At 39.1% G+C, this 15,662-nt stretch carries 12 protein-coding genes, 2 pseudogenes and 1 other annotated feature; of the genes and pseudogenes, 8 read left to right on the top strand and 6 right to left on the bottom strand.

Annotation, left to right across the window (positions count from 1 at the left end; all coding sequences use genetic code 11):
- The first annotated feature begins 131 nt into the window (after nt 1-131).
- Together NSS77_RS05565 and NSS77_RS05560 are read left to right on the top strand one after the other, a co-directional pair.
- On the top strand, nt 132-1,466 hold the full coding sequence (locus NSS77_RS05565; protein ID WP_342470742.1) for a serine hydrolase: 1,335 nt from the start codon (nt 132-134) through the stop codon (nt 1,464-1,466).
- 254 nt (nt 1,467-1,720) lie between these two features.
- Nucleotides 1,721-2,176 carry a helix-turn-helix transcriptional regulator gene (locus NSS77_RS05560; protein ID WP_340709624.1) on the top strand — a complete coding sequence of 152 codons (456 nt, stop codon included), beginning with the start codon at nt 1,721-1,723 and terminating at the stop codon, nt 2,174-2,176.
- A 76-nt stretch (nt 2,177-2,252) separates the two neighbouring features.
- On the opposite strand, the gene NSS77_RS05555 is transcribed toward NSS77_RS05560, so the two are convergent.
- Nucleotides 2,253-3,671, bottom strand: coding sequence for a PLP-dependent aminotransferase family protein (locus NSS77_RS05555; protein WP_340709623.1), 1,419 nt, complete (start codon nt 3,669-3,671; stop codon nt 2,253-2,255).
- Nucleotides 3,672-3,775: 104 nt separating this feature from the next.
- Here NSS77_RS05555 and pdxS point away from each other — a divergent pair, with 104 nt between their 5' ends.
- From pdxS to ltrA, 3 genes and pseudogenes are all read left to right on the top strand, one after another.
- Nucleotides 3,776-4,633, top strand: coding sequence for a pyridoxal 5'-phosphate synthase lyase subunit PdxS (pdxS, locus tag NSS77_RS05550; protein WP_168412816.1), 858 nt, complete (start codon nt 3,776-3,778; stop codon nt 4,631-4,633).
- An 81-nt stretch (nt 4,634-4,714) separates the two neighbouring features.
- Nucleotides 4,715-4,929, top strand: a binding site (T-box leader).
- A gap of 53 nt (nt 4,930-4,982) precedes the next feature.
- A complete protein-coding gene (gene serS, locus NSS77_RS05545) occupies nt 4,983-6,266 on the top strand; it encodes a serine--tRNA ligase (RefSeq protein WP_342470741.1) in 1,284 nt (427 codons plus the stop codon).
- Between the two features lie 610 nt (nt 6,267-6,876).
- Nucleotides 6,877-7,741 (top strand): annotated as a pseudogene (ltrA, locus tag NSS77_RS05540) (group II intron reverse transcriptase/maturase).
- Between the two features lie 137 nt (nt 7,742-7,878).
- Here the strand turns inward: ltrA and NSS77_RS05535 are convergent.
- Nucleotides 7,879-8,490 carry a TetR/AcrR family transcriptional regulator gene (locus NSS77_RS05535; RefSeq protein ID WP_163183403.1) on the bottom strand — a complete coding sequence of 204 codons (612 nt, stop codon included), beginning with the start codon at nt 8,488-8,490 and terminating at the stop codon, nt 7,879-7,881.
- Nucleotides 8,491-8,702: 212 nt separating this feature from the next.
- On the opposite strand from NSS77_RS05535, the pseudogene NSS77_RS05530 reads away from it, so the two are divergent.
- Together NSS77_RS05530 and NSS77_RS05525 are read left to right on the top strand one after the other, a co-directional pair.
- Nucleotides 8,703-9,360: pseudogene (locus NSS77_RS05530) on the top strand (ABC transporter ATP-binding protein).
- The gene (locus tag NSS77_RS05525) at nt 9,357-10,148 is read left to right on the top strand and encodes an ABC transporter permease (RefSeq protein WP_342470740.1); all 792 of its coding nucleotides are present in this window, start codon (nt 9,357-9,359) and stop codon (nt 10,146-10,148) included. Before NSS77_RS05530 ends, NSS77_RS05525 begins: the two are co-directional and overlap by 4 nt.
- 197 nt (nt 10,149-10,345) lie before the next feature.
- On the opposite strand, the gene NSS77_RS05520 is transcribed toward NSS77_RS05525, so the two are convergent.
- The 3 genes from NSS77_RS05520 to NSS77_RS05510 all read right to left on the bottom strand — a co-directional run bounded on the left by NSS77_RS05520 (nt 10,346) and on the right by NSS77_RS05510 (nt 13,070).
- Nucleotides 10,346-11,149, bottom strand: coding sequence for an AAA family ATPase (locus tag NSS77_RS05520; RefSeq protein ID WP_342470739.1), 804 nt, complete (start codon nt 11,147-11,149; stop codon nt 10,346-10,348).
- The gene (locus NSS77_RS05515) at nt 11,142-12,401 is read right to left on the bottom strand and encodes an IS481 family transposase (protein ID WP_342470738.1); all 1,260 of its coding nucleotides are present in this window, start codon (nt 12,399-12,401) and stop codon (nt 11,142-11,144) included. Before NSS77_RS05515 ends, NSS77_RS05520 begins: the two co-directional genes overlap by 8 nt.
- A 129-nt stretch (nt 12,402-12,530) precedes the next feature.
- Nucleotides 12,531-13,070, bottom strand: coding sequence for a DUF6431 domain-containing protein (locus NSS77_RS05510; protein WP_208651667.1), 540 nt, complete (start codon nt 13,068-13,070; stop codon nt 12,531-12,533).
- Between the two features lie 857 nt (nt 13,071-13,927).
- On the opposite strand from NSS77_RS05510, the gene NSS77_RS05505 reads away from it, so the two are divergent.
- Entirely contained in the window at nt 13,928-14,065 is a 138-nt protein-coding gene (locus tag NSS77_RS05505; RefSeq protein WP_342468482.1) for a hypothetical protein, read from the top strand.
- 82 nt (nt 14,066-14,147) lie between these two features.
- On the opposite strand, the gene NSS77_RS05500 is transcribed toward NSS77_RS05505, so the two are convergent.
- A complete protein-coding gene (locus NSS77_RS05500) occupies nt 14,148-15,461 on the bottom strand; it encodes a short-chain fatty acid transporter (protein ID WP_342470737.1) in 1,314 nt (437 codons plus the stop codon).
- Nucleotides 15,462-15,662 lie beyond the last annotated feature (201 nt).

Genomic DNA, 15,662 nt, shown 5'->3' with positions numbered 1-15,662 from the left:
TGAAACCTGGCCACTCTTTCAACGTCAAGGTAGATGTTGGAAGAGTGGTTTTTTATCGTTCTTTCACACACAGGGAACGTAATCTATGATAAAATGAGCGAAGATGATAATAATGAGTGGAGGTACGTTTTGTGAAAAAAGCTAGGAAGACATCTTTGATTGGCTTATTATTAATTCCTATTCTGCTTTTTAGCATGTTTGTAACGACGCCACAAGCAAATGCTGAAACAGATTTAGGATTGACGGTAGGAGCTGCCATATTAATTGACGCAGATTCAGGGAAAATTTTATATGAGCAAAATGCGGACACACCCCTTGGAATTGCAAGTATGTCCAAAATGATGACGGAGTATATTCTATTAGATGCCATTAAAGATGGCAAAGTTTCATGGGATCAGGAATATAAAGTCTCAGAATATGTGTATAAATTGTCACAAAATCGCGCATTAAGTAATGTGCCACTAAGAGCGGATGGAACTTATAAATTAAGAGAATTATATGAAGCCATGGCAATCTACTCTGCCAATGCGGCGACAGTGGCAATTGCCGAAATGGTTGCTGGAACGGAAACAGAGTTTGTCAAATTAATGAATAAAAAAGCGAAAGAATTGGGTCTTGAAGGTTATAAATTTGTCAATTCAACAGGATTAAATAATGCTGATTTAATGGGCATGCATCCTGCTGGGACAGGTCCGGAAGATGAAAACGTAATGCCAGCTCGCTCAGTTGCAAAACTTGCCTATCATTTACTGAAAGATTATCCTGAAGTTTTAGAGACTGCTAGCATTCCGAGAAAAACGTTCAGAGAAGGTACAGATGATGCCATTAAGATGGAAAACTGGAACTTCATGTTGCCAGGGTTGGTATATCAATATCAAGGTGTTGACGGATTAAAAACAGGTACAACAAATTTAGCCGGTTACTGTTTCACAGGAACTGCTGAACGAAATGGTACACGTTTAATTTCAGTTGTAATGAATGCTGTTGATTCAAACGGTGTTGGTTCATATAAAGCGCGTTTTGATGCAACAGCAAAATTGTTCGATTATGGTTTTAGCCAATTTGCAAAACAAGAAATTATTCCAGCCGACTTTTCTGAAAAAGGAAAAGAATCTATTAAAGTCATTAAAGGAAAAGAAGATAAAGTAAAAATTGCTGTAAAAGAACCTTTATCCATGCTTGTAAAAACATCAGAAAAAGATTTATATCAACCAAAGTTAGTGTTAGATAAAGAGTCCCTTGAAGCGAAAGTTGAAAAAGGGACGGTAGTTGGGAAAGTTGTAATTGAAAGAAAAGAAGGTTCTGATTACGGTTTTATCGATGGTAAAGAAATGGCTGTTGATGTAGTAACAGCAGACGATGTTGAACGAGCAGGATTTATCTCATTATTCTTCCAAGGAATCGGTAATTTCTTCAGTAATCTTTGGGGAGGCATTACTGGTTTTGTAGGAGGCTTATTTTCATAACAAATTAGGCAATTAAAACTTTTCGCTAATAGAATTTATTTCAAGAAAGCTAGGAACCACTAGATGTGGATTCTTAGCTTTTTTCTTTGATATATATTCTAATACTTTTGGAAATTAAATGTAAATTTTATATAAAATGGTATATAATTGGCGTTTGGTGATGGCAACTATCCGTTGCATCATCATGCGCCCATAGCTCTCTTTACTTCATACTACTTTTAATTTATATTGACATAAGAAAGGAGTTGCCGTCGATGACATTTAGTGAACGATTAAAAAATGAAAGGGAAAAACGAGGTTGGACACAAGCAGATCTTGCAGATAAACTTCATGTCAGTCGTCAATCAGTATCAAAATGGGAAACTGGAAAGAACTATCCAAGTATTGAAGTAATTATTGCACTAAGCGATTTATTTGGTATTACAATAGATGAAATGTTAAGGAGTGACAATGATTTGAAGGAAAAAGTAATTCAAGATAGTAAAAAATTAGCTCACCCCAAATTAAAATCGTTTTTTGACAGTTTATTTTTACTAGGGGTATTATTAATACTCATTAAAATCATCATTCTAGGTTCCAATTTATTTTTTTATACGAATATAACAATTCCCGATGGTTTACCTAAAGTAATTTCAAATTTCTTACCATTAGTATTAATGATTATTGGTGGAACTGGTTCAGAACAATTAAAAAAGAAATATGCAGATTAAAGAAAAAATATTGCTTGGGAAATATTTATGGGAAATATATGTATAATATACTAATATAAAAAACTCGCTAAGACATCTATAGTTTAGCGAGTTTTTTATTTTTTTGTACGTTCCAACATTCCATCAATTGGTGGATACTTTCCTCTATTTGATTTAAAGGAATACCTCCGAATCCAAGCAAGAAGGTAGGATGTTTATATTCAATGGGCTTTAACAAATAATTGGTTACAGGAGTAATGTTGATGCCATGATGATTTGCAATTTGCTTCAGTTGGTCAACATTTTTACCGCTAGGAATCGAGATTAGCACATGCATTCCAGCTTGGTCTCCTGTTATTTTTATATCAGGATAAAAAGTAGTTAGCGTATGTTTTAATTTATCATGTTTTTTTCGATAAATTTTCCTCATGCGATTTAAATGTTTAGAGAAATGACCATCTTTCATAAAATTGGCTAATATGTGTTGAACGAAACGTGGGACCGTTGCTGAGTAATAACTAAATATTTCTTTATATTTCATTAATAAATGATGAGGCAATACCATATAAGCAACCCTAAGTGATGGCATCAATGATTTTGTAAATGTGCTCATATAAATCACTTTATCATTTTGATCTAAACCATGTAGGGCTGGAATGGGTTTGCCAATGTAGCGAAACTCACTATCATAATCATCTTCAATAATATATCGATTAGGTGCTTTGCTTGCCCATTTCAGTAGTTGAGTTCTTCTTGTAGCTGACAGCACTGCCCCTGTCGGGAATTGATGTGATGGAGTAATATAGACGATATTAGCATTTGTTTGTTCAAGTTCATCAACTACTAAACCTTCCTCATCCACAGAAATAGGAATGGCATTATTATTTAAATGAATTCTCGGTATTGCTGAGTAACCAGGGTTTTCAAGGGCTAATATGAAATCATCTTCAAATAAGCGCAAAATCATCGGTAATAAAAGCTCAGTTCCAGAGCTAATAACGATTTGCTCAGGTTTGCAATGAATACCTCTCGATTGAAATAAATAATTGGCGATTTCCTTTCGTAACTCTACTTCTCCTTGGGGTTCACCCATTTGTAACAACTCTTTTGAAGTAATATCAAATATATCTTTTACATACTTTCTCCATACAACAAAAGGAAAGGATTCTTCATCAACTTTACCAGGATGAAAATCATATCGATATTGTTTTTGTTCTTTTTGGGGAATTTCGATTGTCGTTTGTTTTTTTTCTACGTAAGGCAGTTCATCAATTTCTTCAACAAAATAACCTACACGGGGAATAGATGTAATATATCCTTCCGCTAATAATTGAGAATATGCAATTTCAATGGTAGTTTGACTAATATTTAAAAACTCCGCTAATTTTCGCTTAGATGGCAATTTCGTTCCTACTTCAATTTGTTTTTGAATAATTGCATTTTTTATGCCGCTGTAGAGTTGTTCATACAAAGGTTTAGCATTTTCTTTTTCCAATTGGAAGATCAGCATGTCCATCGTATATACCTCCAACTGACCATATAAATTTTTGTAATTTTGGAACTTTTTATATTGTCAAAAATCATTATACTAAAAATCAACAAATAATAGGAGGTAATAATATGGAAAATTTTAAAGAAATTAATATCCCCCGAGGCGGCGTAATCATGGATGTTGTGAATGCTGAGCAAGCAAAAATTGCAGAAGCGGCAGGTGCTGTTGCGGTAATGGCATTAGAAAAAGTTCCATCAGATATACGAAAAGAAGGCGGAGTAGCTAGGATGGCTGATCTTCGCATTATTGAGGAAGTAAAGAATGCCATATCCATTCCGGTGATGGCAAAAGTAAGAATTGGCCATATTGTGGAGGCACGTATTTTAGAATCAATAGGTGTAGATATGATTGATGAAAGTGAAGTATTAACACCAGCGGATGATGAATTCCATTTGTTAAAAAAGGAGTTTAACGTACCTTTTGTTTGTGGGTGTCGCGATTTAGGAGAAGCAGCGCGGAGAATTGGAGAAGGGGCAGTCATGTTGCGTACGAAAGGTGAAGCAGGTACAGGAAACATTGTAGAAGCTGTACGTCATATTCGAAAAGTAAATGCCCAAGTACGTCAAATTGTTAACATGAGTCAAGATGAATTAATGGTGGAAGCAAAAAAATTAGGTGCGCCTTATGAGTTGTTGCTACAAATTAAAGAACGAGGACGGTTGCCTGTATTAAATTATGCAGCAGGAGGGGTTGCCACACCAGCCGATGCCGCATTAATGATGGAATTAGGAGCAGATGGAGTGTTTGTTGGTTCCGGTATATTTAAATCGGAAAATCCAGAAAAGTTTGCAAGAGCTATTGTTGAAGCGACAAAAAATTATAATGATTACCCACTTATAGCTGAACTTTCAAAGGATTTAGGTAATCCTATGAAAGGTATTGATATTGCTACTCTTTCCAAAGAAGAACTTTTGCAAGTTAGATGAGATTTGTCAAAATAAAGTTAATAAAGTCTTTTCTTGCAAAATTTAACGGGATATAGTACGCTATGGTTAAAATCGATTAACGATAATGCGATGATTGGAAGTAGTAGCAAGTCAGTTTTTTTAAGAGAGTCAGCGGTTGGTGGAAGCTGATAAAAACCCTTGTGAATCCATCCATGAGTTGCCCAGCTGAAATGCTTAGTAGGATTGGGTCGGTTGTAAAGCCGTTATGAAATAAGAGGATTAAACATTTTGTTTAATCAACTAGGGTGGCAACGCGGGTAGCTCTCGTCCCTTTATGGGATTGAGAGCTTTTTATATGGAATAATTTTTCAAGTTTGGAGGAATAAACATGCTAGATATTAGACGTGTCCGTGAAAACTATGAAGAAGTGAAAAAAATTCTTTTAACACGCAACGAAGATTTAGGAAATTTTGATGAATTTGAAACCCTTGATTCCAAACGTCGTGAACTAATTGCAAAAACGGAAGAATTAAAAGCTGAGCGCAATAAAGTATCAGAACAAATTGCTGTCATGAAACGCAATAAAGAAAATGCTGATGATTTGATTGCCCGCATGCGTGAAGTGGGTGAAGAAATCAAAAAGTTGGATGCGGAACTCGTAGAAATTGAAGAAAAGTTCAAAGATATGATGATGCGTCTTCCAAACCTTCCTCATGAATCTGTTCCGATTGGTGAGAGCGAAGACGACAATGTAGTGGAATACACTTGGGGGGACGTGCCAAAATTTGATTTTGAAGTGAAACCTCACTGGGATTTGGCAACGGATTTGGGCATTATCGATTTTGAGCGTGCGGCAAAAGTAACAGGAAGCCGTTTTGTATTCTACCGTGGTTTAGGTGCAAAACTCGAACGGGCACTGGCAAATTTCATGCTGGACTTGCATGTGGAAGAACATGGATATGAAGAAATGCTTCCTCCTGTCATTGTCAACCGCGACAGTTTATTGGGAACAGGACAATTGCCAAAATTTGAAGAAGACGTATTTAAATTGGCGGAAACGGATTATTTCATGATTCCAACAGCAGAAGTGCCTGTGACAAACTTCTACCGCGATGAAATTTTGAGTGCCGATATGTTGCCGAAAGCTTTTGCTGCCTATAGTGCATGTTTCCGTTCTGAAGCAGGTTCAGCAGGCCGTGATACGCGCGGATTGATTCGTCAGCACCAATTCAATAAAGTGGAGCTTGTCCGCTTTGTCAAACCGGAAGAATCTTATGAGCAGCTGGAATTGTTGACAAGTCATGCGGAAAAAGTGCTTCAATTATTGGAACTTCCTTATCAACGGGTGAAAATGTGTACAGCTGACTTAGGTTTTACAGCTGCCAAAAAATACGATTTGGAAGTATGGATGCCGGCCCAAAATAAATACCGCGAAATTTCATCTTGCTCTAACTTTGAAGACTTCCAAGCAAGACGCGCCAATATTCGATTCCGCCGCGAACACGGGGCAAAACCGGAATATGTTCATACATTGAACGGTTCAGGGCTAGCCATTGGCCGGACAGTTGCAGCCATTTTGGAAAATTATCAACAAGAGGATGGAAGCGTCGTAATTCCAAAAGTATTAAGACCTTATATGGGTGGAAAAGAAGTTATTACTCCTGACAAATAATGAAAAAGAGGCTGGGACAAAAGATAAAAACACCATTTTCTCCCGGGAGAAAATGGTGTTTTTGTGCGCCCGGCATGTACATGCACTATAGGGTGTAAGTCCCGAACCCCGAAGACAGAAGTAGAGGTTAGCCAAGAGCAAGGGTGTCCGTGGTGACGCGGAATCTGAAGGAAGCTGGAGGCAAAACACCGGTCCGAGGAACACGAACCTCATATAAGGCTAGGTATGATTGAGTGAGTTTGCGAAACAAAACAAAGCTCTTTCTGTCGAAGGTCATATCGAGTAAATGAGGCGGATAGATGGTGTGAAAGTGCATGTACTTACCCGGGGAGGTCTGGCGGATAGGTGAAGTACGCTTCATAACCTACTTAGTGATAAGTAGCTGAACCGTCAGAAGTCAGCAGAGGTCATAGTATTAGTTGGTTTAGAACAACTAAGAAGGACCGAACAATTAAGAGAGAATAGCCCTTGGCATTCAGTGAGTCATGATGAAACAGAAAACGTAGTACCTCACTTGAGGAAGGAAGCGGTGAATCCCGTGGGGGACCTCTTGGAGGGTGGAGTGACCACTGGCATAAAGAGAACAGCTATTCACGGAAGGAGAATAACGATGCTTTTGAATCAAATCCTGTCACGGGAGAACATGCTTCAAGCACTAAAACGTGTAGAACAGAATAAAGGAAGCCACGGAGTAGATATGATGCCCGTACAAAACCTACGACAGCACATAGTCGAAAACTGGCTATCTATTAAGGAGGCAATTCTCAAGGGAACTTATGAACCAATGCCAGTCCGCAGAGTCGAAATCCCGAAACCTGACGGCGGTGTTCGTTTACTAGGAATCCCTACCGTAACAGACCGTTTGATTCAACAAGCAATCGCCCAAGTACTTTCAAAAGTGTATGACCCTACATTCTCTGAAAACAGCTACGGATTTAGACCAAACCGAAGTGCCCATGATGCGGTGAGGAAAGCGAAAGAATATATAAGAGATGGACATCGATGGGTTGTAGATATGGACTTGGAGAAATTCTTTGATAAGGTCAACCATGACAGATTAATGGGTACACTCGCGAAGAGAATCCAAGATAAACCATTACTGAAATTGATTCGTAAGTATTTACAATCGGGAGTCATGATAAATGGTGTGGTGTCAAGCACATTAGAAGGAACTCCACAAGGAGGACCATTAAGTCCGCTACTGTCTAATATTGTACTAGATGAACTAGATAAAGAATTGGAAAGAAGAGGACACAAATTCGTTCGATATGCGGATGACTGTAACATTTACGTGAAAAGTAAACGAGCAGGACTTCGCACAATGGCAAGCGTATGAATGGGGAAATACTCGGAAGAGTTATTGGCGTATTTCAAATAGTCCAATATTACACAGAACCCTTGGTAACTCCTATTGGAGAAACCAAGGGCTGAAAAGTCTTGAAGCTCGTTATGAAAACTTGCGTCAATTATCTTAATTGAACCGCCGTATACGGAACCGTACGTACGGTGGTGTGAGAGGACGGGAGTTAATCGCTCCCTCCTACTCGATTTATAATCGAACAAAGACCAAATTTGGGACCATTTTGCATAATTTAGTACTGCCCCTAATCTATTAACGTTTTAAGCCTGCAGCATAGAAAGGACCATTAGCAGTCATGGTGTATAAAATATGAGCCATCTCTTGAGGAGATTCATTTTTATCACTATTCAACCATTGTTGTATAACGCCTAAATGTGCAGACGAAATATAGGAAATGAGGTATTCGATAGGAACTAAGAGATTTTCTTGCTGAATGAATTTGTTGTTTTCAAATAATGTTTTCCACATGAATTCTTTCATCTTTGTATGGAACGATAAATCTCCTTTTGGTCCTAATATAGCTTTCATAAATTTTCTATTTCGGTCTATATGTTCAAAAATGGAGATAGCAAGGGTAACAGGAATCGTTGCCGAAGGATTCGTTTTCTTTTCATTCATGGTTTTCGAAAAGTTTTCTATGATCATATCAGCTAACTCTTGTAAAAACTCATCCTCACATTTGTTAACTAAATCATACTTGTCCTGGTAATAAACATAAAAAGTTCCTCGGTTAATTTTCGCTTTCGTAGTAATCTCTTTTACAGTAAGGGCATCTAAACCTTTTTCTTCAATTAATTCCACCAATGCATTTCTAATCGCTTCTTTTGTACGTATGACACGTATATCCATATTTCCATTACGCATTATTGTTCCCCCAAACATTATTCAACACATTTGAAGATGGTGTTGGTTATCCGACACAATCAGCATTTTTGATTATTGTAATGATATATTACGGTTTATTATAATGAATAAAAAGTATAAAAACAACACGTTGTCCGTTTTTGAGGGAGAGTAGATTCATATATAAATTATTATGAGTTGTTATTACTCTAAATTAGAGGGGGAAGAATCCGGTGGATATTAAAATTTCAAATGTTAGCAAAAGCTTTGAAAAAAAGGAAGTTATTAAAGATATCACATTTACGATTCCTTCCGGAGAAATATGCTGTTTGCTTGAACCTTCCGGTTCGGGTTATTCAAATGCCTAATTTGAAAATATTAAAAAAGATCGGATATATGCCACAGAATGATGCTTTGTATGATGATTTATCGGCAGAATCCAATTTGCGGTTTTTTGGAGGACTTTATCATTTAGGTAAAAGTAAATTAGATCAGCGCATTGAAGAAGTTCTTGAATTAGTAGATTTAACAGAGCATAGAAAGAAATTGGTAAGGAATTTTTCTGGTGGGATGAAAAAACGACTTTCTTTAGCCGCTTCCATTTTACATCAACCAGATGTTTTATTTTTGGATGAACCGACAGTAGGCATCGACCCAGTGTTGCGTCGTACCATTTGGGATCAGTTTCAGGAAATTAAAAAATCTGGAACGACGATTATTGTTTCCACACATGTTATGGATGAAGTAACAGAGTGTGATAAAGCGGCTCTCATTTATAATGGTTCTTTGATTGAATACGATAGTGTTGAAAAATTACTAAAAAAAACCAATACAGGTCGAGTGGAAGAACTATTCTTAATGGCTTCGAGTAGAGGCGGTGGTGTAAATTGATCCATTTAGCCAAGCGTGTAATCCTTCAAACTTTAAATGATAAACGAAGTGTTATGATGATTTTCATTGCACCACTATTTGCTTTAACTTTAATTTACTTTTTGCTTGGTGATTCAGACTATACAGCGACAGTTGGAATCAATGAAAATACCATGCCAGCCCCTCTTGTTACAGAGTTGAAAGCACAAGATTTGAAGGTAATAGAGGTACCGAATGATGATTTCCAACATCCAAAGCAATATTTAAAGGATCATCTTGACGTGGATGCCGTCTTTACCATTTCAGAGAATGCCAGTGTAAATATTATCATGTATGAACCATCTAAAAAAAGTGCAAAAGCAATATCTGAAATACAAAAAGCTTTATCTTCCCTAAACCCGTCAGCAAAGATAAATATGTCGTATGTATATGGTGCACAAGACAATTCAACGTTTGATTCCCTTGGATATGTGTTTCTAGGTTTATTCGCGTTTTTACTGGTATTTATTATTTCAGGTATGGCCCTTGTTAGGGAACGAAGTGGTGGTACGTTAGAAAGATTAATGATGACTCCTATCAAACGAGGCGAGGTTATACTTGGGTATACGTTAGGATATGGAGTATTTGCTATTATACAAGCCATACTGATTGTTTTCTATTCGTTTTATGTGCTGAAATTAGATTCCATTGGAAACATAGGTTGGATTGTAGTTGCCATGGTATTATTAGCTATTACTGCCGTTTCGTTTGGTGCGATGATTTCTGTGTTCTCTACTTCAGAGTTACAAGTAGTACAACTAATACTGTAAATTTTCACATTATTTCAGGCTGACTTTTTCAAATTATTTTGGTTCGTTTTCTGAAATAATGTGCAATTTTTTTGCGGATTATTTTAGATTTTGCGATTTTCCCCAGGTTCTTTGCACATTTTTCCGGTCGTTTTTCGATGATTTTTCCGCCCCTCTTCGAAAAAAATGGAGCCCTCCGTACAAAGAGCTCCGATCGCTTAGTAAAGATGATGTTCCTCTGCCGCCATTCGAACGATTTCTTCATCGATCTGTTCTTTTTTCATTTGGTATCCATACAAGAGGCAAGTCGTGGCTAGGATATTGATCACTCTTGGCCATCCTTGAGATTGTAAAGCGATGGCCTCTAGCGCTGCTGGAGTAAAAATCGGAATCTTCGCTCCCGCCATTTTCATTCGCTGTTCTATATATTGACCAACTTCTTCTTTCGTCAATGGCCCCATTTGATATCGCATGATGATACGTTGATTCAACGGCCGATGCTGGTTGAGCCGAAGCCGCGTTTGTAAATGCGGAAGGCCAGCTAAAATCAAGACAAATGGATTCGTCGAATCCATTTGAAAATTAAACAAAATCGCAAGATCTTGCAGAAAGGCATCTTTAGCCAGATGCATCTCATCCAAAATCAAGACAGGAGTGATTCTTCGTTCGGTGTACAATCGTTCGATTCCTTGCTGAATTTGATAAAACAAATCGACCTTCCGGTATTTTGGCTCTTCTCCCAACCCAAGCGCAAGCCCTCGGTAAAAATCCATCACTCCTCCTGTGGAAAGAGGAAAATAGACGACATGATACAACGATGGATTCAACGACTCTTTAAACGTTCGTAACGTAAACGTTTTTCCAGATCCCGGTTCACCAATGAATAGACCGATTCCTCTCGTTCGTTTGATATAATCCAATCCCGCCAATGCTTCTCGATACGAAGTAGCGAGATAGGCATCCGACGGCTTCATTTCTTTCGAAAAGGGTTCATGAGAAAGGGAGTAGAAGGTTTTATACATGATTTCCTTCCCCCTTTGCCCATTCTGTATTCAACGAAAACGGGGACCGATTTCGTTTCACATGGGCGTTATCATGCAGGCATACAGGTTTGGCTTGAGCGACTTCCTTGCCATCCTCATATACATATACACCATGATCATCGTAACGAATATCGACGGATTGGCCAATGAAACGAGGAGGCACTTCGTACAATTGTTTGTTGAGCGAAATCGTTCCATCGGCCTTCACTTTCCGAAACTCGCGTTTCAGAAAAATTGAATCCAACACCGTCGGATCTTCTAGAAATTGAACCGTATGGTTTTGAGACAGAAAGATTTCATGAGGCGTTTTTCCATTGAGCGATGCATGGGGTTTACGATGATAATCTTCCTCCAGCCATCTCCAAAATCGTTCATTCAACTCTTCGAGTGAATGAACCGGATTCATGTCTAATAACGGATAAAAACGCGTCTGCACCGTCTTGAAAAAGCGCTCAATTTTGCCCTTGCTTTGCGGGTCATATGGCTGCGTATGAACGAGGGTGATCCCTAACTGTGCACACGCATACTGAAGAGTTTCGGAACGATAAATCTTTCCGTTATCCGAGTAAATCATTTTCGGCTTTCCATACCGAATGAGCGCTTCTTTGGTGACAACTCGCAGCCCATCAAATTTCTCGGAAGAGAAAAATTGAGCGTATGGCACGATGCGTGAACAATCATCGATGTAAGCGATGAGAAACGTTCTTTTCTTCTTCCCGTTGATTGGAACATACGGACCGTAAGAAAGGTCTCCTTGCCATAAGGCGTTCACTTGATCATGCGCAAAACGTTTTCTCTCCGGCATCGGTAAAATTTCTTTGCCGACAAGGTTGAATTTTTTTAATAATCGGTATATAGTAAAATAAGAAATTTGTTTTGGGTTGATTTCCCCTTGGTGTACCAGTTGTTGGTAAAAAACCGTCACTGGCACTTGGGGAAATTTTTTTCTCATCGCTAGAATATAATCCTCATCTTCTGGAGACAGCTTTCGGGAATGTCCACGATCCGAGCGCTTCTTCGGTTTTAATCCCTCAAATCCCATTTTCCGATAACGCAAGTACCAGTCTTGAATCGTTTTCGCAGCGATCCGTTTCTCTCCGTAATACGGCATTTCATGAATGCGATTAGCCATCTCAGTGAGGTAGCTCTTCGGATCTACTTGTTCATTCAAAAGTGGGGCAATCAATCCGAATCGGAATAAGGCAATTTGTTCTCTCATGTGTTCGTCCATCGTTTCCATCCTCCTTTTTCATTTCGAAGGACAGCCGGCTATCCATTTCACCTTTGATGATAAATTCTTCTTTTCTACCTGTCGAGGCAAAAGGTATGTGGGACGGCCTCAACACCTAGATGCGCTTCCTTATCGTCCAAAACAATGTGCCATAAAGTAGGTCGACAAATACCCCCACGACTCTTTGACAAACCGTTCCTCTCCCCATTGTTGGATTTTCCCGATCGATCGACAAGCTTGTTGTTGGGTATCTCGCTCCCAACCGAAAGATTTCTTCACAGAAGCAAAATACATATAAATCCATGAAATTGTTTGGATAAATCGTCGGAGATAGAAAGAAATGAGTTGTCTTTTTGATGGATTTGTGCCGGTTTGATGAAGCACATCATGGAGCCATTGAACGATGGTACGAGTCGTATGTTGAAAGTATGGGAGAAGAAAGTGAGGGAGGATGGACACCGTTTGGAAACAAATCGAACAACGAAAACGGCAGATCAAGAGACGATATTCCTTTTCTGCGGTGATGGCATTCCGTTCATAAAAACCATGGCGATGAAGGGAATGCTTCGCATGACAATGTGGGCACTCCTCCACCATAGGAAAGTCATTGTTTTTTCCTAATTCATGATAGGTTTCGAGATCGACTCCAAAATCATGAATCAAGATCACAGATCTTCCATCCCCCTATGAAATAATTCACAAAAAATTTAGCACATTTTTTCAGAGGATGGCAAAGATGATTCCGAAGGAATTTGAAAAAATCGTACTCTTTTTAGATGAGATAAAATGAAAGTTTACACTAATACCATTTACGATTATTCCACAAGTATTCTTTTCGGGATTGATTCCATTAGATTTGATTCCATACCATCTAGGGAATTTGTGTTACCTCATGCCAGTTTATTATGGTGTAGAAGCTATTAAGAGTGTAATGGTTTACGGTGGAGGATTCCTTCAAATATGGGGTTATCTTCTTGGGTTGATTGGATACACATTCATCCTTTATATATTGAACACACTAGCATTGAAAAAATTTAGGAAACTTTAATCGTGTTTTAATTAAAACAGCGACAAGTATCATCCAACTTGCCGCTGTTTTTTTGTGTGCGCCTGGCATGGATGTAATCTATAGGGTGCAAGTCCCGAGCCGTGAAGGCAGAAGTAACGGTTAGCTTAACGCAAGGGTGTCTGTGGTGACGCGGAATCTGAAGGAAGCGAGCGGCAAACTTCCGGTCTGAGGAACACGAACTTCATATAAGGCTAGGTATCATTGGATGAGTTTGCTAAACAAAACAAAGTCCTTTCTGCCAAAGGTGGTACAGAGTAAATGAAGCAGATAGATGGAAGGAAAGATTACATTCTTACCCGGGGAGGTCTGGCGGATAGGTGAAATACTCTTCATAACCTACTTAGTGATCAGTAGCTGAACCGTCAGAAGTCAGCAGAGGTCATAGTATTAGTTGGTTTAGAACTACTAAGAAGGACCGAACAATGAAGAGAGAATAGCCCTTGGCATTCAGTGAGTCATGATGAACACAGAAAACGTAGTACCTCACTTGAGGAAGGAAGCGGTGAATCCCGTGGGAGACCTCTTGGAGGGTGGAGTGACCACTGGCATAAAGAGAACAGCTATTCACGGAAGTTATAAAAACTTGCGTCAATGATCTTAATTGAACCGCCGTATACGGAATCGTACGTACGGTGGTGTGAGAGGACGGGAGTTAATCGCTCCCTCCTACTCGATTGTCAGAAGAATAAAAAGCCGATGCTGATAATCACTCCTGTAAAAATCAGAACAAACACACAGAATCCCATAATGTCTTTCGCTTTTAAGCCGGCAATGGCAAGAGCCGGCAATGCCCAGAAAGGCTGGATCATATTCGTCCAGGCATCTCCCCAGGCGATGGCCATCGCCGTCTTTGCATAATCGGCCCCCATTACTTGGGCCGCTTCCAGCATGATCGGCGCCTGAACTGCCCATTGGCCACCGCCGGAAGGGATAAAGAAGTTGACTAAACCGGCGGAAAAGAATGTAAATAAATAAAACGTCGTTTCGTTGGAAATGGCAATAAACCATTCGGAAAAGACTGCCGCAAGTCCGGAATTTGTCATCATGCCCATAATGCCTGCATAAAACGGAAATTGGAATACGATGCCGCTTGCGGTTTTAATGGCATTTTGGGTGGCGGCAAGGAAACGCTGAGGCGTTCCATGCAAAATGATCCCCAAGATGACAAAGATGGTATTTACGATGTTTAAATCAAGGGCAAACCCTTTTGTGGCAAAATGATAAATGAGATAAGCCACACCGATGATGCCGATTAAAATGGTTAAAATATAGCTTCTTTCGGAACGGGAAGCAAACGTGTTTTCAGGCGGCGGGAGTTTTTGCTCTTCCTCAGCCAATAACGCTGGATCCACTTCCACTACATCTTCTTCTTTCGGCATCATCCAACGGTTGAAGAATGGAAGCGTAAAGAGAATCACGAGTACAATAAATAGATTGTATGGAGTGAAAAGGGTTCCGGAAGTCGGAACCACACCCATGATTTCTTCAAAAGGATGTCCTTCCGTTGCAACAGAAAGCGGGATAGATCCTGCAAGTCCACCGTGCCAAATAATAAATCCTGAATAGGCACTGGCAATTAATAACCGGTAATCCACTTTTTTCACATGTCGGGCAATTTCTTTTGCGAAGATGGCACCGATGACTAAACCGAAGCCCCAGTTGATCCAGCAGGCAATTAATGAAATGAATGTGACCAAAATGATGGCCGCCCCGGGGGACTTGATTTTGCTTGCGACAGCGGTCAAAAATTTCTTAAATAAAGGGCTGTTCGCTAAAACGTGGCCGGCCGTCAAAACAATGACCATTTGCATTGTAAAGGCCAACAAACCCCAGAATCCATCTCCCCAGTAGATCACCATCTCAAGGGGGGAAGATGGTGTGAGTCCAATGCCCAGCAGTACAACAAGTACTGTTAATATTGCTACGAAAATATATGGATCCGGTAAATATTTTTCCATTATTGTGTTTGATAGTCTTGTTAAAAATTTCATGTGTTCCTGATCCTCCTGATTTTCTGAAAGCTTGTATATTTCATAGATACGAGGAATCAGGTAAAAATATGATTTTTTATTACTATTTTTATTGAGTTAATTTCATAATTCTCACCCCTTGATTTTCAAGGGATTCAAGACAATAAAAAATGGGTACCTCCCCAAATTTCGTTATAATGGTAGGTAACCAAACAAACCATA

Origin of the sequence: Ureibacillus sp. FSL K6-3587, assembly GCF_038593165.1 — a bacterium.
Classification (GTDB): domain Bacteria; phylum Bacillota; class Bacilli; order Bacillales_A; family Planococcaceae; genus Ureibacillus; species Ureibacillus suwonensis.
Note: the sequence above shows the minus strand (reverse complement) of the source record. Positions and strands in the feature narration are given on the sequence as shown.

Excerpts from the sequence above, each read along its gene's own strand:
- NSS77_RS05560 (WP_340709624.1), top strand. The coding sequence starts at position 1,721 with ATGACATTTAGTGAACGATTAAAAAATGAAAGGGAAAAACGAGGTTGG.
- NSS77_RS05555 (WP_340709623.1), bottom strand. The coding sequence starts at position 3,671 with ATGGACATGCTGATCTTCCAATTGGAAAAAGAAAATGCTAAACCTTTG.
- pdxS (WP_168412816.1), top strand. The coding sequence starts at position 3,776 with ATGGAAAATTTTAAAGAAATTAATATCCCCCGAGGCGGCGTAATCATG.
- serS (WP_342470741.1), top strand. The coding sequence starts at position 4,983 with ATGCTAGATATTAGACGTGTCCGTGAAAACTATGAAGAAGTGAAAAAA.
- NSS77_RS05535 (WP_163183403.1), bottom strand. The coding sequence starts at position 8,490 with ATGCGTAATGGAAATATGGATATACGTGTCATACGTACAAAAGAAGCG.
- NSS77_RS05520 (WP_342470739.1), bottom strand. The coding sequence starts at position 11,149 with ATGTATAAAACCTTCTACTCCCTTTCTCATGAACCCTTTTCGAAAGAA.
- NSS77_RS05515 (WP_342470738.1), bottom strand. The coding sequence starts at position 12,401 with ATGGACGAACACATGAGAGAACAAATTGCCTTATTCCGATTCGGATTG.
- NSS77_RS05505 (WP_342468482.1), top strand. The coding sequence starts at position 13,928 with ATGATGAACACAGAAAACGTAGTACCTCACTTGAGGAAGGAAGCGGTG.
- NSS77_RS05500 (WP_342470737.1), bottom strand. The coding sequence starts at position 15,461 with ATGAAATTTTTAACAAGACTATCAAACACAATAATGGAAAAATATTTA.